Source organism: Rubrivirga halophila, assembly GCF_046845755.1.
GTDB lineage: Bacteria > Bacteroidota > Rhodothermia > Rhodothermales > Rubricoccaceae > Rubrivirga.
In genome coordinates this window covers 514,747-537,278 of sequence record NZ_CP177357.1, presented here as the reverse complement: position 1 = coordinate 537,278, position 22,532 = coordinate 514,747, and the positions used below count along the sequence as shown (strand labels likewise).

The following is a 22,532-nucleotide window of genomic DNA, read 5'->3' as shown; positions in this document are numbered from 1 at the left end:
GGAGCGACACCGGGAGGACACGGCGAACCTATCCATTGCCTCGCCTCCGCCCGGTGCAGATCGGATGAGCCCCGCCGGTTTAACGGCCCGATAACCACGCCCTCACGGGGTCCTCACAAACCGGGCGACTGGGCGCTCCGGCCCGCGAAGGTGGGCGATCCATGAGTACCGCCCCGTTGGCCCCGCAGGACGGGGGGCGCCGATCCGCGGGCGCCGCTCAGTACCCGACGGCCGCGTCCTCGCCGCGCGGGTCGGCGCCGCCCAGCAGCACCCGGCCCGCCGTGCCCGCCTCGACCGCGTCCAGGCCCGACGGGTCGGTCGACGACCGCGCCTCGTCGTAGACGACCTCGATGGCGTCGACGCGGCTCCAGTAGCCGGCCGACTCGTCGACGGCCCAGCCCCGCTCGATGAGCGCGACGACGGCGTCGAGCGCCAGCCCCTGGTTCTCGTAGTACAGCACGTCCGGCAGCCACTGGTGGTGGACGCGCGGCGCGGCGACGGCCTCCTGGATGTCCATCCCGTGGTCGATCACGTTCAGGATGGCTTGGTACGTCGCCGTGATGATGCGCGGGCCACCGGGGCTCCCGACGACCAGCCGAAGCCGGCCCTCGGGGTCCTCCACGATCGTCGGCGTCATCGACGACAGCATCCGGCGGCCGGGCCTGACGGCATTCGCCTCGCCCTGCACGAGCCCGAACATGTTGGGCTGGCCCGGCGCGGACGTGAAGTCGTCCATCTCGTTGTTGAGGAAGAACCCGGCGCCCTCGACCACGACCAGCGACCCGAACCCGCCGTTCAGCGTCGTCGTGACCGAGACGGCCGTGCCCTCCTCGTCGACGACCGAGTAGTGCGTCGTCTGCATCGACTCCGCCAGCCCGCCGTCGACGCCCGTGCTGGAGTCGGCGCGCGCCGGGTCGAAGTCGGCCATCCGGCCCGCCGTGTACGCGGGGTCGATGAGAGCCCTCGTCGGGATGTCGGAAAAATCGGGGTCGCCGAGGTAGCGGGCGCGGTCGGCGAACGAGCGGCGCATGGCCTCCCCCATGAGGTGGACCGTCGCCGACGAGTTGAACCCGAGCCCGCCGACGGGGAACGGCTCGACGGCATCCAGCATCTGGATCAGCGCGACGCCGCCCGACGACGGCGGCGGCATCGAGATCACCCGGTGGCCCCGGTACAGACCGACAACCGGCTCGCGCTCGACGGGCTCGTAGCCCGCGAGGTCTGCCAGCGTGATCAGGCCTCCCCCCCGCTCCTGCTCGGCGACGATCAGCCGTGCCGTCTCGCCGGTGTAGAACCCGTCGCGGCCGTCGTCGCGGATCCGGCGCAGGACGGCCGCCAGCTCGGGCTGGCGGAACGTCTCGCCGGCTTGGTAGCCGCCCTCCTGAGTAAAGTGGCGGACGGTGCCCGGGTACGGGGCAAAGCGCGGCGCGTAGGCGTTCATCAGCTCGGCCTCCGCGCGGCTGAGCGGGTAGCCCTCCGCCAGCCGGATCGCCGGCGCGAGCACGTCGGCGAGGGGCGCCCGGCCGTAGGTCTCATGCGCGTGGAGCAGCCCGGCGACGGCACCGGGCACGCCGGAGGCGAGCGCGCCACGGCGGCTCAGTTCGGGCTGGATGGCGCCGGTCTCGTCGACGAACATGTCGCGCGTGGCCGCCGCCGGGCCCGTCTCGCGGTAGTCGATGGTCGTGGCCGTGCCGTCGGGGAAGCGGATCACCATGAACCCGCCGCCGCCGACGTTCCCGGCGACGGGGAACGTGACCGCGAGCGCGAAGCCGGTCGCCACGGCCGCGTCGACGGCGTTCCCGCCGCCCCGCATCACCTCGACGCCGGCCGCGGAGGCGTTGACCTCGGCCGAGACCACCATCCCGCGCTCGGCGCGGACGGGCCCCGTCGTGGGCGACCGCTGCGCGCGGCACGCGGACGCGAGGAGGAGGACGGCGAGGAGCGGGGCGAGGCGGGTCACGGCGGACGGGGTGGGACGGCCTCAACCTATCCCCCACCCGCCCGCGGTGCTCAGCCTTCGGTCGGGTCGCCGCCGCGCTCGGGCCCGACGGCGTGCTCGATGAGGTCCAGGATGCGGGAGAGCTTGTCGGCCCACGAGGTCGGCTCGCGGTAGCCGTGCGGCTCGACCGGCGCGATCGCGAGCTCCCAGTCGCGCTTGCCGAGCTCGATCAGGCGCTGGCTGAGCCGGAAAATGTCCTGGGGCTGCACGTTGTCGTCGACGAGCCCGTGCGTCATCAAGAGCGGGTCTTCCAGGCCGGCGGCGAACTCGATGGGCGACGAGCGGAGGTACGCTTGGGGGTCCTGGAGCGGCGTGTTGAGGATGTTGCGCGTGTAGGTGTCGTTGTAGTGGGCCCAGTCCGTCACGGACCGCATCGCGGCGCCGGCGCCGAAGTGCTCGGGCTCGGTAAAGAGCGCCATCAGCGTGATGAAGCCGCCGTACGAGCCGCCGTAGATCGCCACGCGCTCCGGGTCGATGCCGAACTCCGCGCCGACGTACCGGCTGGCATCGACGTAGTCCTGCAGGTCGCGCCCGCCCATGTGCCGGTAGACGGCCGTCCGCCAGTCGCGGCCGTAGCCGGCCGAGGCGCGGTAGTCGAGGTCGAGGACGACGTAGCCGGCGTCGGCCAGCAGGTTGTGGAACTGGAACTCGCGGTGGTAGCCGCTCCACCAGCGGTGCGCGTTCTGGAGGTAGCCCGCGCCGTGGACGAAGAGGACGGCCGCGCCGTTCGGCGTCTCGGGCCGGTAGATCCGCGCCGGCACCATCTCGCCGTCCGACGCGGGGACCTCGACGATCTCGGCCTCGCGCCACGGGTACGCCGCCCACTCGGGGGTCACGGAGTCGGTGACCTGCGTCGCGTCCCCGCCGAGCCCGGCGACGTAGACCTCGGGCGGGCGCGTCGACGACGAGTGCAGGAGCGCGAGCCGGGTGCCGTCGGGCGAGAGCGCGGCGTCCCACTTGCCGATGCCCTCCGTCACCCGCTGGCGGTCGGCCCAGCCGCCGGGCGCGTTCGGCATGGTCCAGACGTGGCGCTGGCCGAGGTCGCCCTCGGACGTTTCGAGCACCCAGAACGTGCCGTCGGCCGCTAGCGTAGCCTCCTCGATCTCGAAGGCGCCCTCGGTAAGGGGCGTCACGGCGCCGGTGCCGAGACTGGCGGCGTAGAGGTGGCTCCAGCCGGTCCGCTCGGAGTGGAACCAGTAGCGGCCATCCGGAAGGAAGCCGCCCGCGCTGCCGCCGCCCCACCACGAGATGCCGGGCCCGGCGACCCAGGCCTCGTCGCGCTGGCGGTCGAGCACGCGGAGCGCGCCGGTCTCGGCGTCGAGCCGGGCGAGCCAGCGGTCCTTGTTGTCGACGGTCCGGATGTCGACGACGGCGACGCCGGGCGTCGGGCTCCACGCGACGAACGGCAGGAACTGGCGCGACGAGTCGGCGCTCGCGTCGGCGTAGTCGGGCGCGTCGAAGGCGCCGGGAAGCGTGCTCAGATCGATGCGCAACGTCGTGTCGCGGGCCGTGTCCATCACGAACAGGTCGGCGCCGACGCGGGGGCCGCCGACCTTGGGCCGGGCGCGGATCTCCTCGGCCGCGCCGCTGGCGGTCACGTAGTCGACCATCCGCGTGCGCTCGGCGTCGACGTCGTCGGCGAGCGTGAAGGCGACAAAGCGGCCGCCCGCGTCCACGTCGAGGGCGCCCACCTCGCGGTCCCCGATGTAGTAGACCGGCGGGGCGTCGGGGGCGTCGCGCTCGCGCTCGATCTCCGCCAGCGAGTCGCGGCGGATCCCCTCGCGGACGACGTCGAGCAGGCGGCGCTGCTGGTCGCGGAGGTAGGCCTCGGCCTCGCCGGGCTCGGCCTCGGCGGGCTCCGTGCCCTCTTTCAGCTCGACGAGCTGGCGGACGGCGCCGTCGGCGAGTTGGAAGAGGGCGTCGCCGGCACGGTAGACGAGCGAGCCGTCGGCCAGGAAGACGGGCGACGACTCGCGTGCGGCGGTGCGCGTGACGGGCTCGACGCGGTCCGTCCCGGGGTGGTAGACGGTGAGGTCGCCGCCGCTCGCGGTGACGACGCGGCCGTCGGGGGCGGTCTCCCGGCCGGGGTAGCCGGCGAAGCGGGGCGCGAGCGCGCGGCGCGCGGCCGGGGCCACGCGCTCGGGCGTCCCACCGGTCGGCGCGACGCGGTACAGCGAGTCGGCCGGGAAGGCGCCTTGGGGGTTCCAGCGGAAGTAGACCGCGTCGCCGTCGACGGTCCAGAACGGCTCGTCCGGCCAGGCGCCGACCCAGGTCTCGGGCCGCTGGGTGATCATTTCGACGGTGAGCGCCGGGCGCCCCTGGGCGGCGGCGGGGACGGCGAGGAGGACCGCGAGGGCGGCGAGGGCGAGGCGCATGGACGGGGCGGGAGCGAGCGCCGAAGATATCGGTGGGCACCGGCCGCTCGCGCCAGCGGGCAGGCTCGCGATCGATCTCTCCCTCAGACGGACTCCGGAGTCCCGCTTGCGGAAAAAGGGCTGTCGAGTGCTGAGCACAATCCAATCCACCTTGCCATCCTGAGAGACTGTTTGGGGAAGCCGCCCCCCCTCGTTGAGTCATCCCCGCGCAGGCGGGGATCCATACGGGGTGGCTCGGATGGCACCTCCGCGGCCCTTCACCCCCACCCTGTCCCTCTCCCGGCGGGAGAGGGGACGCCTTTGAGGGCTTGCGCCATTCCCCAACAGTCTCTGAGCTTGCGAACGCGTAGCGTCGGCGTAGCCAAGGATCTCAACGCGGGCCCCCGAGCCCTGACATCCGGTCCCGGCGGCCGCAAACGCTTGCGTCGAGATCCTTCGCGTTCGCTCAGGATGACAGTTCTGAGATGCAACTAGCTAAGGTCTCAAGCTCTGCTTGCGACAGGGGGATCTAAAACCTCATTCAGCGAGAGAACTGCGCGAGCAGGGCCGAGGCTAGCATTGGGCGAACCGCCTCGTCTATTCGACCCCGAGGGTCAGGGAGAGCGAGACGTGGTGGAGCCGGAAGTCGCCCGCGAGCCGGAGCGCGCCGCCGAAGGCGTCGACGGTGTCGTCGGAAAACGGCGTCAGCGCCAGGCCGCCGCGGAGCTCGGGGCCGAGCCAGAGGCCGCCCGCGCGGAACCGGGCACCGAGCGAGGCGCCGACGGCGAGGTGGCTCTGGCGCACGTCGCCGAGCAGTGCCAGCAGGCCGTCGGTCGCCGTCCCCTCGTCGAGCACGACGCGGACCTCCGGCCCGAGCCCGGCCACGACCTCGCCCGACCCGAGCGCCCCGAATGCCACCGGGTGTCGATACACGAGCTCGCCGGACGCGAGCGCGAACCCCAGGTCCACACCACGTTGCTGGAAGACGGAGGCGCCGTCGAACACGTCGCTGGCGCCGAGGTAGCCGACGCCGAGCCGCCCGCCCCAGGGGCCGCCCCAGACGGCCAGCCGGACGCGGGCGTCGACGCCGACGGCGGCAGGGATGTCGACGTGGCCGAGCGGGATCGGCAGCCCGGCCGCCTCGACGGTCCCGCTGGCGCCGACCGAGGTGAGCGACGGGCCGGCCGACACGTCGAACCCGACGGCGAGCTGGGCGCGCGCGGGGGCGGCCAAGACGAGGAGGAGGGCGAGGACGCGCACGGGCCGGGCGGGGGTGGGCCCGGGCTACGCGCGGCACGCCCGCACGGTGCCGCCTACACTAGGAAGCCGACCGCCAGCATCGCGGCCAGGATGACGGCGACGCCGGGCCCGATGGCCTTTTTGAGCGCGCCCGCCCCGGCCGACAGCACGATCCCGCCTTTGACGACGGTGTTGCTGGCGGCCGCGAGCACGACGGCGCGGGCGGCCGTCTCGACCGGGATCCCGCCCTCGGCGCTGAGCTCGGCCATCGACAGCGTGACCGCGTCGACGTCGGCGAGCCCGCTGGCGACGGCGGAGGCGTACAAGCCGGCCGTCCCGAGGTACATCTCGGCGGCCTTCGAGCCGACTAGGATGACGGCGTAGAGCGCCCCGAACGCGAGCGCGCTCTTGAGCTCGAACGGGTTCGTGAACTGGCGCTGGCTCTCCCCGTCTCCGGGCTCGCGGTCGGCCGACCGCCCGCGCCACCACAGGAAGCCGGCGTACGCCAGCCCGGCGATCCCGCCCGCCGCGATCGCCGGCCACACCGCGCGCAGCAGCGCCGGGTTCACGACGGCAGCCTCGACGAGCACGCGGGCGAACATGACGGTCCACGCCAGCACGATGCCGAGTGCGAGCGCCGACGCGAGCGCGGCCTGCCCCCGACTCCGCTCGGCGAACGTCAGGGTCACGGCCGTCGACGACGCCAGCCCGCCGACGATGCCCGTCAGCCCGACCCCGCGCTCGGCGCCCAGCATCTTGACGAGCACGTAGCCCAGGAACGAGATGCCCGAGATGAACACGACCATCAGCCACACCTTGAACGGGCTCACCACGTCGAACGGCGGCGGGCCGTACGTCTGGTCGGGCAGGATCGGCAGGACGAGCGCGGTGACGGCGGCGAACTTGAGGGCGGCCGACACGTCGTCGTCGTCGAGGGCGCGGACAAAGCGGCGCGTCTCGGGCTTGAGCTCGAGGAGCACGGCCATCGCCACGCCGACGCCGGCCGCAACCTCGACGGGGCCCGTCACGCACAGCGCGCCGACGAGGGCCGTGAGCACGAGCGCGATCTCGGTCGTCAAGCCCAGGTCGCCGTGGCGGGCCGTCGAGCGGTAGGCGGCGACGGCCATCGCGCCCAGGACCACGACCGTCGCGGGCAGCACCCAGCTGCCGAGTTGGGCGCCAAGGAGGGCCGCGAGCGCCCCGACGAGCGCGACGAGCGGGAACGTCCGGATGCCGGCAATCGGCCCGCGGTCCGGGTCGCCGTCGTGGCGGTGCTGGAACTCGCGCTGGGTGCCGACAAGGAGGCCGATGGCGAGGGCGGCGCCCAGGCGGGCAAACAAGGCGAGCGGGTCGTCGGGCACGGGCGGCGGGGAGGGCGCGGGCACAAGCTACTGGGCGCCTCGGCTCGGGCTCAACTGGCTGACGGGGTGGGGTGCCGCTCTGAACGGGGGCAGCCCGGTCGCTCCTTGCGGATTCCGGGGCCATCCCCTACGTTTCCAGCACCCGTCGTCCCCCGCCCACCAACCACGAGTGAGCCATGAAGGTCGTCCATTGCCGCGACGTCGGGTTCGACTGCGAAGGCGTCGTCCGCGCTGAGACCGAGCACGACGCTCTCCAGAAGGTCGCCGACCACGCCCGCGAGGCCCACGGCCTCGACGAGGTCACCCCGGACGTCGCCGAGCGGGTCCGGTCGGTTATGCGAGAGGAGCCCGACCCGGTCCAGCCCGCCGCCTAGCCTCCGGGCAGTCCCTTCCACCCCGCCCACTGTCCGTCAGAGGGAGGGTATCGATCCCCCTGTGATGAGGACCGCCCGCCACGGGGGGCCCGAACGGCCGAGAGCCGCCTCGGCGCTCTGCACATGGCAGCGGCCACGTGACCGGCCCTAGTGATCGCCGATGACCTGGCCGGAGTGCGGCCGCGTGTCGTCGCCGATGTCGAGCCGGTCGGGCACGTCGTTGCGCTGGGGCTGGGGGTTCACGAGCCCGCCGGTGACCGGCGTCTCGAGCGCCTGGACGAACGGGGCGACCGTCGAGAACAGGAAGTCCTGCTGGAACTCGTAGAAGTCGGGGTCGAAGCCGGCCGCGTCGCCGCGGTGGCCCGCGACGTCGAGGTAGAACGTGCGGGGCCAGCCGGGGAACTGCTCCTGGGCCTGCTGGAGCAAGCCGAACACGGCCTGCGCGGCGTCCTCGAACGAGTCCTCGGGGGCGACGACGTGGTACAGGGCCACGGTGTTGTCGAAGCCCATGTGGACGCCGGGCGCGTCGGGCTTGGCGTAGGCGGGGACGAAGGCGTCGTCGGGCGGCTCGGGCGTGTCCACGGGGGCGCTGGGGGTGCGCGGGGAAGCTAGCGGAGGGATGAGGAGAGGAGGAACAGAGGAGAAGAGGATGGGAGGAGAAGACCCACAGTGGGGTGACGTGCCGGCGAGTGCCAGCAGCCGACGGTCCCCGCTTCTTCGCCTCCTCTCTTCCGCTCCTCTACCCGTCCCTCTCCTCCGCCAGGTCCGCCAGCTCGGGCGCGGCGCCGGTGTGGCCGTCCGAGCCGAGGTCGACGACGGGGACGATCCGCCGCGGGAGCCGGAGCGTCCAGCCGACACCGCCGTCGAGGGGGGCGGCGACGCCGCCCAGGGCCTTGGCGAGGCGCGGGAGGTGGCCGCCGTGGAGGCCGGGCGCGTCGCCGGGCGCCCCGCCGGCGACCGACAGCTCGATCCGGTCGGCCTCGGCGTGGAGGCGGACGTCCACGACGCGCTCGGCCGTCGAGACGGCGCCGCCGACCAGGATGCGGACGGCGCGCTCGAACAGGGCGCCGTCGAGCAGGAGCGGCTCGTCGGGCAGCGTGCACCACAGGTTGAGCGAGACGCGGCGGGCCTCGGCGGCGGGGCGGCTGGCGGTGGCCGCCGCGTCCACGATCGCGACCACGTCGGTCGGGGCCGGGGTGCCGACGAGGTCGCCGTCGCTCAGGAGCGCGAGGTCGTCGAGGACGACGAGCAGGCGCTCGCCGGCGCGCGAGATCACGTCGCGGACCTCGGCGAGCTCGGCGGGCGACGAGTGCTCGTCGAGCAGGTCGGCGTAGCCCAGGATGGAGGTGAGCGGCGAGCGGATCTCGCGGTCGATCTCCTTGAGGAGGGCGTCGCGGCTGGCGGAGGCGAGGGCGTCGGGGTCGGTGGCGTCCTCGACGACGAAGGCGAAGCGGGGGGTGCCGTCGTCGTCGGCGGCGATGTGGGAGACCGTCGTGCGGAGCGTGCGGGCCGGCCCGTCGCCCTCCACGGCGAGGTCGAAGCGGCGCGCGGGGCCGTCGGCGAGCGCCTGGTGGCAGGCGTGGAGCCACTCGAGCCCGAGCCGGCTGGCGAGCGCGGTCTCCGACCCGAGGCGCCCGGCCAAGGCGTCCGGGGTGCTGCCGAGCGCCGCCGCGCCGGCCGCGTTGACGCGGACGAACTCGACGTCGCCGTCGAGCAGGCGGGCCACGCCCATGCCCATCGGGGCCGCGTCGAAAAAGGCGGCGAGGTCGGCCTCGCGCGCTTCCAGCGCGACCGCCGTGCGCCGGCCCTCGATGGCCGAGCCGGCCCACCGCGCCAGCGACTCGACGAGCGAGCGCTCGGCCTCGGAGAACGCCCGGCGGCGGGGCCGGGCGGCGACGGCGCTGAGCGTCCCCGCGCACCGGCCGCCCACGAACACGGGGGCCCCGAGGTAGCAGGCGGCCCCGTCCACGCCGAGCGGGCTCTGGGCCGCGTCCTCGACGGCGTACGGGCCGTCGGCCTGGGAGGTCACGGCGCAGAACGTGTCGGCGAGCGGGACCGGGCCGCGAGGGACGAGCGCGCCCGAGGGGTCGAAGGCGGCGTGCGGCGCCCAGGTCCCGTCCTCGATCCAGGCGAGCACGGCGGCGTCGAGGCCGAGCGAGCCGGCCATGCGCTCGAGCGCCAGGGCAAGGCGGGCGTCGAACGGCCCGGGGTAGACCGAGACCTCGTGGAGCAGGCGGCCGGGCTCGGCGGCGCCCGGGGCCGCCCGGATGAGCGCGAGCGCGGCCTGGGCCGATTCCCCAAACGCCGCGTTCCAGGCGTCGTCGGGCGTCCGGGGATCGGGCGCGAGCACCACGAGCGCCCCCTCGCCGTCGCCGAGCCGGGCGCCGGCCGCGAAGCGGGCCCCCTCGATGGCGTCGGTGAGGTCGCCCTCGCCGGCGGCCAGCGCCTCGACCAGGTCGTGCAAGGCGGCCGCGTCGCCCCGCCAGCCGCCCACGCCCGCGACGGCCCGGAGCGCGCCGCCCGCGCCCGTCGCAAACAGCAGCGCGGCCGGCACGCCCAGGCGGTCGGCGATGAGGCGCAAGCCGGCCTCCGCCGGGGCAGAGGGCCGCAGGTCGGGAGCGGGGGTCAGGGGTCGATGCGGGGTGGACGGCGCGTATCGGCCGGTCGCCGCCCGGTCTGAAGCGCGCGCGGTCAGCGATCCCTAGGGGAATCCGTGCGTGCCCCCAGCGCGCGCTAGCGGACGACGGTGAGCGCCCGGGTCCGCCGAATCGTCCCGTCGACCACGAGCGCGTACGTCCCGGGCGCCAGCGCCCCGGTCTCGACCACGAGCGGGCCCGTGCCGACCGCGACCGTCGCGACCGTCCGGCCCGTCGCGTCGACCACGCGGGCCGTGGCGTCGCCCAGCGCGGCCGCATCGAAGCGGACCGGTGTGCCCCGGCGGGCTGGGTTGGGGTGCGCGGTGCCGAGCCGCGCGGCGTCGGGCCCGTCGCCGGTGGCGACGGCGGTCACGAGCACGTCGGCCGTCGCGGTGTAGACGAGGTCGCCCGACGAGCTGCCGTTGCCGTTCGCGGCGTTCCCCGCCACGTAGATCCGGGCCGTGCCCTCGCGCTCGCCGCCCGGCGCCCAGTCGAACTGCCACGCCGTCTGGCCGGTGCCGCCCGAGGTGTGGGTAACGTGCTCCTCAGCCGAGCTGGAAAAGCGGGTGCTGGCGGCGTTGACGAGCGCCAGCGTGCCCCAGACGGCCCCGCTCGGGTCGGCGGGGTCGCGGACGGTCGCCTGGAAGCCCTGGCGCCGCGAGCCGGCCGAGGCCGGGTCGGTCTGGTTGTCGACCGTCACGGTGATCCGCACCACGTCCGCGCTGGTGGCCGCGGAGGGCGCGTCGATGGCGACCGCGCCGGTGCCCGCGTTGAGGTCCGCGCCCGAGTGGCACACGGTGCAGGCCTGGGGCGAGCCGTCGCCGCGCGTCAGGTTGCCCGCGAAGCCGGGGTTGGCGCCCGACGAGTTGGCCACGGCCGGGGCCGGCACCCCGACGACGACGGCCAGGGCGGCCAGGGCGAGGGTGGCGAGAACGGTCGGGCGCAGCATCGTCGGGGGGTGGCGGGTGGGGGGTATCGACGGGACGGCCGGCGGATCAACCGGGTTACCGGGCGCGCACGACCCAGCGAACCGCCGTGCCGCTCGCGCTCCGGGCGACGACGGCGTACGCGCCCGGCGCCAGCGCCCGGCCGTCGACCGCGAGCCGCCCCGGGGCGGGGCCGTCGTGGAGGACGGCGACCTCGCGGCCCCGCACGTCGACGACCGACACGCGCACGGCGCCCGGGCCCTCGACGCGGACGGCCGTCGCGTCGCGGAACGGGCTCGGGCCCGCGAGCGCGAGCGCAGGGCCGGTGCGGGGAGCCCCCTCCCCACCGGTTCCAGCAATGACGAGCCGGTAAATCGTTTGGCCGACGTAATCCGTCAGCAGAATGTCGTTGGCGTCGGGGCCGGGGTCGATGGACGAGATGTACGTGCGGAGGTCGTCGTTTCCTGGGTCGAGGAGCAGGACGGGCTCGTCGGAGCCGAGGGGCAGCCCCCACAGGCGTCCCGTGACGAAGTCGCCGTAGAGGTAGTGGAAGGAGAGCGCGAGGTCGGTCGCCTCGACGACGTAACCGCCCGTGATGGAGAAGCCGCCGAGCGGGCCGTGGTCGTAGAAGACCACGGGCGGCTCATACGCCGAGAGGTCGCAACTGGGGCGGAAGCACACGGGGCCCTCCACCTCGTTCCACCCGTAGTTGCCGCCGGACACCACGAGGTCGACCTCTTCCCATCGGTCTTGCCCTACGTCGCCGACCCAAAGGCCGCTCTGCTGGACCGAGAACTTGTAGGGGTTGCGGAAACCGTAGGCGAAGATCTCGTCGCGCTCGGGCCCATCGGTCGCCGCGAACGGGTTGTCGTCGGGGATGCCGTACGGCTCGCCGTCGGGCACGTCGTCGATGTCGATCCGGACGATCGTGCCGAGCAGGGTCGTCGGGTCCTGGCCGTTCTCGAAGGGGTCGCCGCCGCCGCCGCCGTCGCCGAGCGACCAGTAGAGCAGGCCGTCGGGGCCGATCCGGACCGTCCCGCCGTTGTGGTTGTCGTCGGGCTGCTCGACCTCCAGGATGACCCGCTCGCTGCCCGGGTCCGCGAGCAGGGGGTCTGTCGTCGAGCGAGTGACCTCGGAGAGGCGCGAGACGAAGACGGGCACGCCGGGGACGTCGGCGGTGTACGAGATGAAGAGGCGGCCGTTCGTGGCGTAGTCGGGGTGGAACGCGAGCCCCAGTAGCCCGGCCTCCCCGCCGGCGACGGCGCGGTCCGAGACGTCGAGGAAGACGGTCGGGGCGGGGTCGCCGGGGACGACGGTCTGGATGCGCGAGGGGGCCGAGCCCCCCCCCTGCTCGATGACGTAGAGGCGGTCCGGCTGGCCGGGCGCGATCTCGACGCCGACGGGGTTGCGGAAGGTGACGCCGGGCACGGCGGGCTCGACGAGCGCGATCTGGGCGGCGCCTGGGGCGGCGACGGCCACCAGCAGCACGGCGGCGAGGACGGGGCGGAGCATGGCGTCGGACGTGGCGGGCCAGCCAATCTAGGGGCGTAGCTTGCGGGGGTCGCCCCTAGACCTCGTGCCCCGGCTCCGCCTTCTGCTGACTGTCTGCGCCTTGAGCGCGGTCGCCGCGTGCGGCCCCGACCCGGCGGCCGAGCTCGACCACACCGCGCTCCGGACCGGCTGGGCCGAGTGGGTCGCCGCGCGCGACTCGCTGTTCCGCTCCGAGGTCTCCCCGCTCCTCCCCCAGGACCTGCCCGACTTCGAGGGCGTCCCGTACTTCGACTACGACCCGGCGTACGCCGTCCCGGCCGTGCTCGTCCCGTCGATGACGCGCGACACGGTCGCCTTCCCGACGACGACCGGCGCGCTGCAGCGCCACGTCACGGCAGGGCACCTCGTGTTCACGCTCGACGGCGTGCAGCGGCGGCTGGAGGCGTTCGAGTCGGTCGGCGACACGCGCCTGTTCGTCCCCTTCCGCGACGCGACGAGCGGCGACGCGACGTATGGCGGCGGGCGCTACCTCGACTTGGAGCTGGAGCCGACGGGCCGCTACGCGCTCGACCTCAACCGGGCCTACCACCCGTACTGCGTCTACAACGCCTCGTACTCGTGCCCGTTGCCGCCGGCGGAGAACACGCTCTCGACCGACGTGCCGGCAGGCGAGCGGCTGCCGTAGCAGGCAGGGGGCGAGCGCCTGCAGGAGGGCTTGCGCTCGGCCTGCGCCGGGTCGCGCCAGCAGCCCCCCCCCCCCTCATCTGAGGATCGGGGCCTTCAAAGAAGGGCCGCGGCTACTGACGAGCGAGGCGCCACGGACAACAGAGCCTCCCTTGGAGGAGGGGGCGGCCGGCATGCGGGGGGTCTCAGGCTCGCGCCAGTGGGCGGGGTGGCGGGGTCCAAGACCGTCCCCCCCGCACGCGCCCACTCCGGGGAGCGGGCGCGTGCGGGGGGGACGGAGGCCGAGGCCTAGTCGTCGTTGTTGCCGCGGCGGCGGTCGTTGCGGCGCGAGGAGCGGCGCGACTCGGCCCGGTCGTCGTCGTCGCGGTCGCGCTCGGTCCGGCGGTCACGGTCGCGGCGGTCGTCGTCGCGGTTGCGCTCGGTCCGGCGGTCGCGATCGCGATCGCGACGATCGTTGCTACGGCGGGCGTCGCGCCGCTGGACCTCGCGGCGGCGCTCGGCCTGCTGGCGGCGCTGAGCATCGCGGCGGGCCTCGGCGCGGCGGCGGTCCGCCTGATCCTCGCGGCGGTCCTCGCGGCGGTCGGCACGGTCGTCGCGACGGTCCTCACGGCGATCGGCGCGACGCTCCTGGGCGCGGCGGTCCTGGCGGGCGTCGGCGCGGCGGCCGTCGCGGTATCCATTGTCATAGCCCCGGCGCGTGTCGTACCAGCCGCGGCGCGCGTCGTAGCGGCGGTGGCGGTAGTACTCGGTGTAGCGCGTGCCGCCGTAGCGGTTGTAGTAGGCGTAGGGCTCGCGATAGCGGTGGTCGAGGATCCGCTCGATCTCGCGGTCCGTGTTGGCCCACCAGCTACGGGCGCGGCTCCCGTGGCGCGGGAACGGGTAGACACTGCCGTGGCGGCTGTAGGAGGTCTGGTCGAGGAGCCGGTAGGTCCGGTCGATCAGCAGGTCGCGGATGGCGCGCTCTTCGCGGTTCGAGATCCGGAGGTAGCGGTCAAGCTCGTCGACGTAGTGGCGCGCGTCGCGCTCGACGTTGCGGCGGTAGTCGCTGTGGGTGCGGCCATAGCGGCCGTCATAGTTGCCGCTCGGGGCGCGGCGGTAGTCGCCGTAGTCGCCGCCATAGCGGTCGCCGTAGGCGCCCAGCCCAGCACAACCGGAGAGCGCGACGAGCCCGGCCAGGGCGGTCAGTGAGAGTAGGGATCGGTTCATGACGGAGAGTGCGGTGGGAGGTCACGGTCGCGCTGGGTGGGGCGCACGAGGGGAGCCGCGACAAGGCCGGGTGAGGTCACACCTCTGTGACACAACCGCCGTACCGAAGCCGCACATCGCCCCGCAGGGCCCGGAATCGGGCCCGCCTGTTCACGCCGCTGGACACCTCCCGTCGCCATCGCCCTCCACCTCGGGCGGGTCGCCAGCGGGCAGAACCGCCCTCGGACCAAGGAGAACCGGCGACGACGGACCGCACGGCGCCCGTGGCTCGTTGAGATCGGCCCCTCCGCCCCTCCTGTACGTGCTCGCCCTCCCCTCCGTCTTCGGCGCCGCCGCCACCGGCGACCGCCGCGCCGCCGTCCGCCGCTCGCCCCAGTGGGACGGCAAGGCGTTCCGGAATCCCCTCCCCGTCTCGATGTCGGCCTCGCCGAGCGTGATGTGGGACTTTCTCACCGGCGGCGCCGACACGCGGACGCCCGACGCCGAGGTGCCCACCGAGCCCCGGGTCCGCGCCGACTTTGACGCCCCGCAGCGCCTGCGGCTGACGTGGCTCGGGCACGGCACCACGCTCGTCGAGATCGAGGGGCGGCGCTTGCTCATCGACCCTGTCTTTAGCAACCACGCCTCGCCCGGGCGGCTCTTCGGCGTCGCCCGCTTCCACGCCCCGCCTCTGCCCCTCGCGGAGCTGCCGGACCTCGACGCCGTCGTACTCACGCACGACCACTACGACCACCTCGACCACGCGACCGTCCGCGCCCTCGCGCCCGACGTCCCGCGCTGGGTGTGCCCGCTCGGCGTCGGCGCGCACCTCGAGCGCTGGGGCGTGCCCGCCGACCGGATCACCGAGCACGACTGGTGGGACGAGACGGACGTGGCCGGGCTCCGGCTCGTTTGCACGCCCGCGCGCCACTTTTCCGGCCGCCAACTCCTTGACCGCAACCGGACGCTGTGGGGCGGCTGGGCCGTCTTCGGGGACGAGGCACGGCTCTACGCGACGGGCGACGGCGGCTTCGGGCCACACTTCGCCGAGATCGGCGAGCGGCTCGGCCCGTTCGACGCGACGCTCGCCGAGACCGGCGCCTACGACGCCGCCTGGGCGGATGTGCACCTGGGGCCTGAACAGGCCGTCCGCGCCGTCGCCGACGCCCGGGGCGGGGTGATGGTGCCGGTCCATTGGGGCACGTTCAACCTGGCGCTCCACGGTTGGACGGAGCCCGTCGAGCGCGTGCTCGTCGCTGCGGACACGGCCGGCGTGCCCGTCGCGGTCCCCCGGCCGGGGCAGTCGGTCGAGGTCGCCGCGCCGCCGCCCGTCGAGCGGTGGTGGCCGGCGCTCGACTGGCGGACCGCCGACGAGGCGCCTGTCGTGTCGTCGGGCCTGTAGCGGCGCCCTACCTTCGGGCGTTCCCCTGCCGACCCGATGCGCCTCCGCCTCCTCCCCGTCCTCGCCCTCGCCCTGCTCGCCGCCGGCTGCGACTCGGGCGACGACGCCCTCACCCTCGACGCCGCCTTCTACACCGGCACCTGGGGCCTGGTCAGCGTCGCCGACGCGACGGGCGACCGGACCGGCCAGACCGAGCCGCTCTTGGACGACCTGCGCGTCACCTTCGACGCCGACGGCACCTTCACGCTCGTCGCCGATTTCTCGGACGTCGTGAACCAGAACGTCCGGCCCGACGAGACGATCACCGGGACGTTCCAGGCGTCGTCGACGGCCAAGACCCTCGTGCTCATCTCCGACGGCGTCGCGGCGCTCTTCCAGGCCGACGCGACGGCCTCCAACCGGGTCGCGCTGACGGCGCCCGCCAGCATCGTCACGGGCATCCTCGGCGAGCTGCCCTTCGACCTCCAGGGCGACGTGACGATCGTCGTCCAGCGCCGCTAGGTGCGGGCGCTCACCCTCGCGCTAACCCTTCTGGCGTCAAGCGCCAGTGCCCAGAGCGCCCGCCTCTCGGGCACCGTCGCCGACGCCGAGACCGGGGCGCCGGTCGTCGGCGCCGTCGTGGCGGCGACCGTCGGCGGCACGACGACGGGCCGGGCGACCGATGCGGCCGGGCGGTTCACGGTCGAAACGCCCGCCGGGCGGCTCGCGCTCCGCGTCACGGCCGTCGGCTACGCCCGGCTCGACACCACGCTGGCGCTCGCTGCGGGTGCGTCCGTCCAGCTGGCGCTCCGGCTGCGCCCCGAGACCTCCCGCATCGCCGAGGTCGTCGTCGAGGCCCGCCAGAGCGCGACGGCGACGCGCGCGGAGTCGCCGGTCCGGCTCGTCCCGCACGCCGTGTCGGTGCTGCCCGCGAGCGTGCTCGCGGCCCAGGGCGCGCGCGACACGCGCGATGCGCTCCGCAACGTGCCCGGCGCGACGACGCGGGCGACCGGCGAGCCCGGCGCCATCCCCGTGCTCCGCGGGTTCGAGACCGACCAGACCGGCGGCGGCGTCCGCCGCGACGGCGTCGAGGTGCCGTACCTGAGCGACGGGCTCCGGGCCAACGTCGCGCGCGTCGAGGTGCTGAGGGGCCCGGCGTCGGTCCTCTACGGGCGGCTGGAGCCGGGCGGCGTCGTCAACTTTATCACCGAGCGCCCCCGCGCCGGGCGGCACGCCGAGGGCGAGGCGGACGTCGGCACCGTCGGCACGGGCCAGCTGGCGGTCGACCTCGGCGCGCCCGTCGGCGGGCTGGCGACGCGCCTGAACGCCTCCGCCGAGCGGACCGCGCTGCGCGACGGCGTCACCGGCGACGCCCTCTTCGTGGCGCCGGCCGTCCGCTACACGCGCGGTCGCCTCCTCCTCGACCTCGACGCCGAGGCCGAGGCGACCGACGTCGACTACGACCCCGGCATCGCCGCGCTCGGCGACGGGACCGCCGCGCTCGACGCCGTGCCCGACGGCCGCACCTTCGGCGAGCCCGACGCGCCCCGCCGCTGGCGTGCGGGCGGCGTCTTCGTGAATGCGGCGCATGCGACCCGGCCCAACCTGGGCTTGCGCGGCCACGCCTCGGTCTCCCGGAGCGTGCTCGAGCGGGGCCTCCTCGCGCTCGACAGCCTGACCTCGCGGGCGGCCGTGGGGTCCCCGCTCGTGGCCCGATCGCTCCGGAACGAACGGCTGGCGTTTACCTACCTCAAAGGGGCCGCCTTCGCCGACGCCCGCATCGAGACGGGCTCCGTCGCCCACACGCTCACGGTCGGCGCCGAGGCCATCCGCGCCTGGGCACAGGCAGACGGCGAAGCCGGACTCACGTTCGACGATGGCACGGCCACCTTCGCCGCGATTCCGCCCGTCGCCCTCGACGCCCCCTCCCCGACCGGCGTCGACCGCGCAGGCGACGTGCCCTACCTCGACGCCCGCGTTCGGGGCTTGGACGCGGGCGTGTTCGTTCAGGACCGCGCGACGGTCGTGCTGGGCGCCGTCCCCGTCCACGCCGTCGGCGCCATGCGCGTGTCGCACGTCCGGGCGGAGGCCACCATCTTTGCGCTCGCCGACACGCCCGACGCGCCGGCCGGCCTCAGCGAGCGGGCGGCCTCGGTGACGGCTGCGACGCCGTCGGCCGGGCTCGTCGTCGAGCCCGCGCCCGGCCTGGCGCTCTACGTCTCGTCGGGCGCCTCGTTCAACCCCGTCGTCAACCGGGTCGACCGCGACGGCCAGCCGTTCGCGCCGACGCACGGCGTCCAGGTCGAGGGCGGCGTCAAGGTCGAGGGCGCCGTCGCGGCGGCCTCCGTCGCGGCGTTCTGGATCCGGAAGGACGACGCGCTCACGGCCGCGCCGGGCGGCTTTTTCGAGCAGACCGGCCGCCAGCGGAGCCGGGGCGTCGAGGCCGAGGCCCGCGCCCAGCTCGGCGGGCTGACGGCGCTCGCCAGCTACGCGTTCACCGACGCCGTCGTGACCGAGGACGACAACGTGGCGCCGGGCACGCGCCTCCCGTTCGCGCCGCGCCACGCCGCGAGCGTGTGGGCCCAAGCGCGGCGCGGCCCCCTCGCGCTGCGCGGCGGCGTCTGGGCGCAGTCCGACCGGACGGGCGCGCTCGCGAGCACGGCCGTCTTGCCCGCTCAAGCTGTCGTCGACCTCGGCGCCGGGCTGGCGCTCGGCCGCGACGTCGCGCTCCGGCTCGACGTGCGGAATCTGCTCGACGCGCGCGGCTACACGGCCGCCCGCACCAAGCCCGGACGCGGCGGCGAGCGCTTGGTCGTCGGGTGGCCGACGCCGGGCCGCGAGGTCCGCCTCGGTCTGACGCTCCGCTGACTCCGCCCGGGTCGGCGCCGCGAAAATAATCGAGGGCCGAGCGGCTCGAGGATTCGCACCGGTGCCCTTACTTGAGGGGCTCCCCGCCCCGCCCACCGATGCTGCGCCTCCTCCGGATCGCCGTCCTCGTCGTGCTCGCCGCCGTCTCCGGCTGCTACGCTGTCCAGGCCTCGTCGGACTACTACGGGATCGACACAGCGCTCCCCGGCGAGGGCGTCCTGTTCGTGGTCGACGTGTCGGGGAGCATGGAGGGCAAGCAGGAGGGGACGCTCGCCGACCATGCGCGGGGCCGAGCAGCTGAGGAGGCCGGCCAGGCCGTCCAGAACACCGTAGGCGGGCGCGTCGGGCGGCTGCTCGGCGGGCAGGTCCGCGGCGAGGCCACCAAGCTCGGCGTCGCCAAGCGCGAGCTGATCCCCGTCATCCGCGGGCTCGACGCCTCGACCCGGTTCTCGGTCCTGACGTTTGGCGCGAGCACCGACTTCTGGCGGACCTCGCTCGTCGAGGCCTCGGGCTCGAACAAGACGCTCGCCATGACGCACACGAACGGGCTCGACGCGAATGGCGGGACGCCCATCCGGGGCGCGCTCGAGGCCGCCCTCGCCACGCCCGGCGTCACCACCGTCTTCCTGATGACCGACGGCCAGCCGACCGACGCCACGCCCGACGACATCGTCGCGCGCACCCGGACGCTCAACCGCGGCGGCGTCGTGATCCACACGATCGGGCTCGGTCCGGACCAGGATGCCGCTTTCCTGCGGGCGCTGGCGTCGGCGAACGGCGGGGTCTACGTCGACCGGCGGTAGCGGGGACGGGCGCCGTTCCCACACCCGCCGTCGGGCTCTGCGGCCCCCGCCTCGGTGAAGCGTCCACACATCCCGAGGGGCTGACACGACGGGGGCACCGGGCGGCGCTAGCTCTCCGGCTGCGCCGGACGGAACGGCGCCCCCCACCGCCGGTTCTCACCGGCCGCCTCCCGCCTCTCCCCGGACGCCTCCGCATGGACGACCGAATCTTGATCCGCGGTGCCCGCGAGCACAACCTCCAGGGCATCGACCTCGACATCCCCCGCAACCAGCTCGTCGTCGTGACGGGGCTGAGCGGGTCGGGCAAGTCGAGCCTCGCCTTCGACACCATCTACGCCGAGGGGCAGCGGCGCTACATGGAGTCGCTCTCGTCGTACGCCCGCCAGTTCCTGGGCGTCATGGAGCGGCCCGACGTCGACTTTATCGACGGGCTCAGCCCGGTCATCGCCATCGAGCAGAAGACGGTCTCCCGCAACCCGCGCTCGACGGTCGGCACGGTGACCGAGATCTACGACTTTATGCGCCTGCTCTACGCCCGGGCGGGCGAGGCGTACTCCTACAAGTCCGGCCGGCCGATGCGACGGCAGTCCGACGACGAGATCATCGACGCGATTGCGGCCTTCCCCGAGGGCACGCGCGTCCAGATCCTGGCGCCGGTCGTGCGCGGGCGCAAGGGCCACTACCGCGACCTGTTCGAGCAGGTCGCCAAGCAGGGGTTCGAGCGCGTCCGGACGGACGGCGAGGTGCGCGAGATCACCAAGGGCATGCAGCTCGACCGCTACAAGGTCCACGACATCGAGGTCGTCGTCGACCGGTTGATCGTCAAGCCCGAGATCCGGCCGCGCGTGGCGCAGGCCGTCGAGATCGCGCTCGGCATGGGCGGCGGGACGCTCATCGCCCAGGTCGACAAGAGCGGCGACCCGGAGGCGCAGGCCGAGGGCGACACGCTGTTCTCGCGGCACCTCACGGCGCCCGAAGACGGGCTGAGCTACGACGACCCCTCGCCCAACTCGTTCTCGTTCAACAGCCCGTACGGTGCCTGCCCGGCGTGCAACGGGCTCGGCGTCCGCAAGGAGATCGACCCCGACCTCGTCGTCCCCAACCCCGCGAAGAGCATCGCCGAGGGCGCGCTCGCGCCGCTCGGCAAACCGAGGGACGTGTGGGTCTTTAGCCAGCTCGCGGCCGTCGCCGAGGTCTACGGGTTCGACTACGAGACGCCCTTCGAGGACCTGACCGACGGCCACCGCCGTGTCATCTTGGACGGCGCGGGCGACGAGCAGTTCGACATCGCGTACCGCTACAAGGGCCGGCAGGTGACGTACCAGCACCGCTACGGCGGCGTCTACGGGCACGTCCAGCACACGCTCGACAACGCGAGCTCGAAGTCGCAGCGCCAGTGGGGCGAGGCGTTCATGCGGCTCCACGCCTGCAGGGTCTGTGAGGGCGGCCGCCTCAAGCCCGAGTCACTGAGCTACCGGGTCGGCAACACGCACACCTACGACGGCGACGCGTCGATCGCGGACCTCGTCCAGAAAGACCTGCGCGCCCTCAGCGCGTGGTTCGCGGACCTCGAACTCGACGGCCGGCAGGCGACGATCGGCGAGCCCATCGTCAAGGAGATCCGCGAGCGCCTCGACTTCCTGCTCAACGTCGGGCTCGACTACCTCACCCTCGATCGCCCCGCGCGGACGCTGTCGGGCGGCGAGTCCCAGCGGATCCGTCTCGCAACCCAGATCGGGACGCAGCTCACGGGTGTCTTGTACGTCCTCGACGAGCCGTCGATCGGGCTCCACCCCCGTGACAACGCCAAGCTGATCGCCAGCCTCACCGCGCTCCGCGACCTGGGCAACTCCGTGCTCGTCGTCGAGCACGACCGCGAGATGATCGAGGCGGCCGACTTCGTGGTCGACCTCGGCCCCGGCGCGGGCGAGTTCGGCGGCCTCCTGCTGGCGGCTGGGCCGCCCGAGACGATCTCGACGTTCGAGGGCGACGGCGCCCCGCCCGAGTCGCTGACCACGGCGTACCTCGCCGGCCTGCGCGCCGTCCCGACGCCGGCGCCCAGCGAGCGGCGCCCGGGGAACGGCACGTCCATCGCGCTCACCGGCGCACGCGGCCACAACCTCGACGCGGTCGACCTCGAGGTCCCGCTCGGCACGCTGACCGTCGTCACCGGCGTCTCGGGCTCGGGCAAGTCGTCGCTGGTCAACCAGACGTTGGCGCCGATCCTGGCCCAGCACTTTCACAACGCGCGCACGGTCCCGCTCCCCTACGCCGACATCACCGGCCTGGAGCACGTCGACAAGGTCATCGCCATCGATCAGTCGCCGATCGGCCGGACGCCGCGCTCGAACCCGGCGACCTACACCGGTCTGTTCGGCTTGATCCGCGACCTCTTCGCGCGACTCCCCGAATCCGAGATCCGGGGCTACAAGCCGGGCCGGTTCTCGTTCAACGTCAAGGGCGGGCGGTGCGAGACGTGCAAGGGCGCCGGCATCATGAAGCTCGAAATGAACTTCCTCCCGGACGTCTACGTCGAGTGCGAGACGTGCAAGGGGCGGCGCTACAACGCCGAGACGCTGGGCGTCAAGTTCAAGGGCAAGAGCATCGCCGAGGTGCTCGAGATGCCGGTCTCCGAAGCGCTCGACTTTTTCAGCGCCGTCCCCCGCATCGCCCGCAAGCTCCGCACGCTCGACGCCGTCGGGCTCGGCTACATCCGGCTCGGCCAGCAGGCCACGACGGTCTCGGGCGGCGAGGCCCAGCGCATCAAGCTCTCCAAGGAGCTCTCGCGCCCCGGCACGGGCCGGACGCTCTACATCCTGGACGAGCCCACGACCGGCCTCCACTTCGAGGACGTCCGGCACCTGCTATTGGTGCTTCAGGCGCTCGTCGACAAGGGCAACACCGTCCTCGTCATCGAGCACAACATGGACGTCGCCAAGCAGGCCGACTGGGTCGTCGACCTGGGGCCCGACGGCGGCGCGGGCGGCGGGCACATCCTGTTCGCCGGCACGCCCGAGGGGCTGGCGCAAGCGGACACGCCGACGGCACCCTTCCTCGCCGAGGAGCTGGAGCGCGCCAAGACAGAGGGCGGGCTCGGCCTCAACGTCCGCGAGATCGACCTCGACGTGCTCAACGGCGGCGAGGTCGACGACGACGAGCCGGACGAGGTGATCGAGGAAGACGAACCGGAGGAGGCGGAGGCGTAGCGCGAGCGGACGTCGGAATCGGTCG

The 22,532-nt window shown here is 74.0% G+C and carries 16 protein-coding genes; 7 read left to right on the top strand and 9 right to left on the bottom strand.

Going from position 1 to position 22,532, the window contains the following annotated elements:
- Nucleotides 1-217: 217 nt before the first annotated feature.
- The 4 genes from ggt to ACLIRP_RS02260 all read right to left on the bottom strand — a co-directional run bounded on the left by ggt (nucleotide 218) and on the right by ACLIRP_RS02260 (nucleotide 6,953).
- Nucleotides 218-1,960 (bottom strand): gamma-glutamyltransferase, encoded by a 1,743-nt coding sequence (gene ggt / locus ACLIRP_RS02275; protein WP_412062336.1) that lies wholly within the window; start codon nucleotides 1,958-1,960, stop codon nucleotides 218-220.
- Nucleotides 1,961-2,010: 50 nt separating this feature from the next.
- The gene (locus ACLIRP_RS02270; RefSeq protein WP_412062335.1) at nucleotides 2,011-4,374 is read right to left on the bottom strand and encodes a prolyl oligopeptidase family serine peptidase; all 2,364 of its coding nucleotides are present in this window, start codon (nucleotides 4,372-4,374) and stop codon (nucleotides 2,011-2,013) included.
- A gap of 576 nt (nucleotides 4,375-4,950) precedes the next feature.
- Nucleotides 4,951-5,613: a hypothetical protein gene (locus ACLIRP_RS02265; protein ID WP_412062334.1), complete on the bottom strand. Its 663-nt coding sequence runs from the start codon at nucleotides 5,611-5,613 to the stop codon at nucleotides 4,951-4,953.
- A gap of 53 nt (nucleotides 5,614-5,666) precedes the next feature.
- Nucleotides 5,667-6,953, bottom strand: coding sequence for an MgtC/SapB family protein (locus ACLIRP_RS02260; protein ID WP_412062333.1), 1,287 nt, complete (start codon nucleotides 6,951-6,953; stop codon nucleotides 5,667-5,669).
- 176 nt (nucleotides 6,954-7,129) lie between these two features.
- On the opposite strand from ACLIRP_RS02260, the gene ACLIRP_RS02255 reads away from it, so the two are divergent.
- Complete coding sequence (locus ACLIRP_RS02255; protein WP_412062332.1) at nucleotides 7,130-7,327, top strand: DUF1059 domain-containing protein; 198 nt, start codon at nucleotides 7,130-7,132, stop codon at nucleotides 7,325-7,327.
- A 147-nt stretch (nucleotides 7,328-7,474) separates the two neighbouring features.
- On the opposite strand, the gene ACLIRP_RS02250 is transcribed toward ACLIRP_RS02255, so the two are convergent.
- From ACLIRP_RS02250 to ACLIRP_RS02235, 4 genes are all read right to left on the bottom strand, one after another.
- A complete protein-coding gene (locus ACLIRP_RS02250; RefSeq protein ID WP_412062331.1) occupies nucleotides 7,475-7,909 on the bottom strand; it encodes a hypothetical protein in 435 nt (144 codons plus the stop codon).
- Between the two features lie 157 nt (nucleotides 7,910-8,066).
- Entirely contained in the window at nucleotides 8,067-9,908 is a 1,842-nt protein-coding gene (locus ACLIRP_RS02245) for a histidine kinase dimerization/phospho-acceptor domain-containing protein (RefSeq protein WP_412062330.1), read from the bottom strand.
- 152 nt (nucleotides 9,909-10,060) lie between these two features.
- Nucleotides 10,061-10,912 (bottom strand): choice-of-anchor V domain-containing protein, encoded by an 852-nt coding sequence (locus tag ACLIRP_RS02240; protein WP_412062329.1) that lies wholly within the window; start codon nucleotides 10,910-10,912, stop codon nucleotides 10,061-10,063.
- 55 nt (nucleotides 10,913-10,967) lie between these two features.
- Nucleotides 10,968-12,401 carry a PQQ-dependent sugar dehydrogenase gene (locus tag ACLIRP_RS02235; protein WP_412062328.1) on the bottom strand — a complete coding sequence of 478 codons (1,434 nt, stop codon included), beginning with the start codon at nucleotides 12,399-12,401 and terminating at the stop codon, nucleotides 10,968-10,970.
- Nucleotides 12,402-12,465: 64 nt separating this feature from the next.
- Here ACLIRP_RS02235 and ACLIRP_RS02230 point away from each other — a divergent pair, with 64 nt between their 5' ends.
- On the top strand, nucleotides 12,466-13,065 hold the full coding sequence (locus ACLIRP_RS02230) for a DUF1684 domain-containing protein (protein ID WP_412062327.1): 600 nt from the start codon (nucleotides 12,466-12,468) through the stop codon (nucleotides 13,063-13,065).
- 287 nt (nucleotides 13,066-13,352) lie between these two features.
- On the opposite strand, the gene ACLIRP_RS02225 is transcribed toward ACLIRP_RS02230, so the two are convergent.
- Complete coding sequence (locus tag ACLIRP_RS02225; RefSeq protein WP_412062326.1) at nucleotides 13,353-14,270, bottom strand: hypothetical protein; 918 nt, start codon at nucleotides 14,268-14,270, stop codon at nucleotides 13,353-13,355.
- A gap of 301 nt (nucleotides 14,271-14,571) precedes the next feature.
- Here ACLIRP_RS02225 and ACLIRP_RS02220 point away from each other — a divergent pair, with 301 nt between their 5' ends.
- The 5 genes from ACLIRP_RS02220 (at nucleotide 14,572) to uvrA (ending at nucleotide 22,507) form a co-directional block, all read left to right on the top strand.
- Entirely contained in the window at nucleotides 14,572-15,651 is a 1,080-nt protein-coding gene (locus tag ACLIRP_RS02220) for an MBL fold metallo-hydrolase (RefSeq protein WP_412062325.1), read from the top strand.
- A 36-nt stretch (nucleotides 15,652-15,687) separates the two neighbouring features.
- Nucleotides 15,688-16,152, top strand: coding sequence for a hypothetical protein (locus tag ACLIRP_RS02215; RefSeq protein ID WP_412062324.1), 465 nt, complete (start codon nucleotides 15,688-15,690; stop codon nucleotides 16,150-16,152).
- Nucleotides 16,153-18,498: a TonB-dependent siderophore receptor gene (locus ACLIRP_RS02210; RefSeq protein WP_412062323.1), complete on the top strand. Its 2,346-nt coding sequence runs from the start codon at nucleotides 16,153-16,155 to the stop codon at nucleotides 18,496-18,498.
- Nucleotides 18,499-18,596: 98 nt separating this feature from the next.
- Nucleotides 18,597-19,301 carry a VWA domain-containing protein gene (locus tag ACLIRP_RS02205; RefSeq protein ID WP_412062322.1) on the top strand — a complete coding sequence of 235 codons (705 nt, stop codon included), beginning with the start codon at nucleotides 18,597-18,599 and terminating at the stop codon, nucleotides 19,299-19,301.
- Nucleotides 19,302-19,495: 194 nt separating this feature from the next.
- Nucleotides 19,496-22,507: an excinuclease ABC subunit UvrA gene (uvrA, locus tag ACLIRP_RS02200; RefSeq protein WP_412062321.1), complete on the top strand. Its 3,012-nt coding sequence runs from the start codon at nucleotides 19,496-19,498 to the stop codon at nucleotides 22,505-22,507.
- The last annotated feature ends 25 nt before the right edge of the window (nucleotides 22,508-22,532 follow it).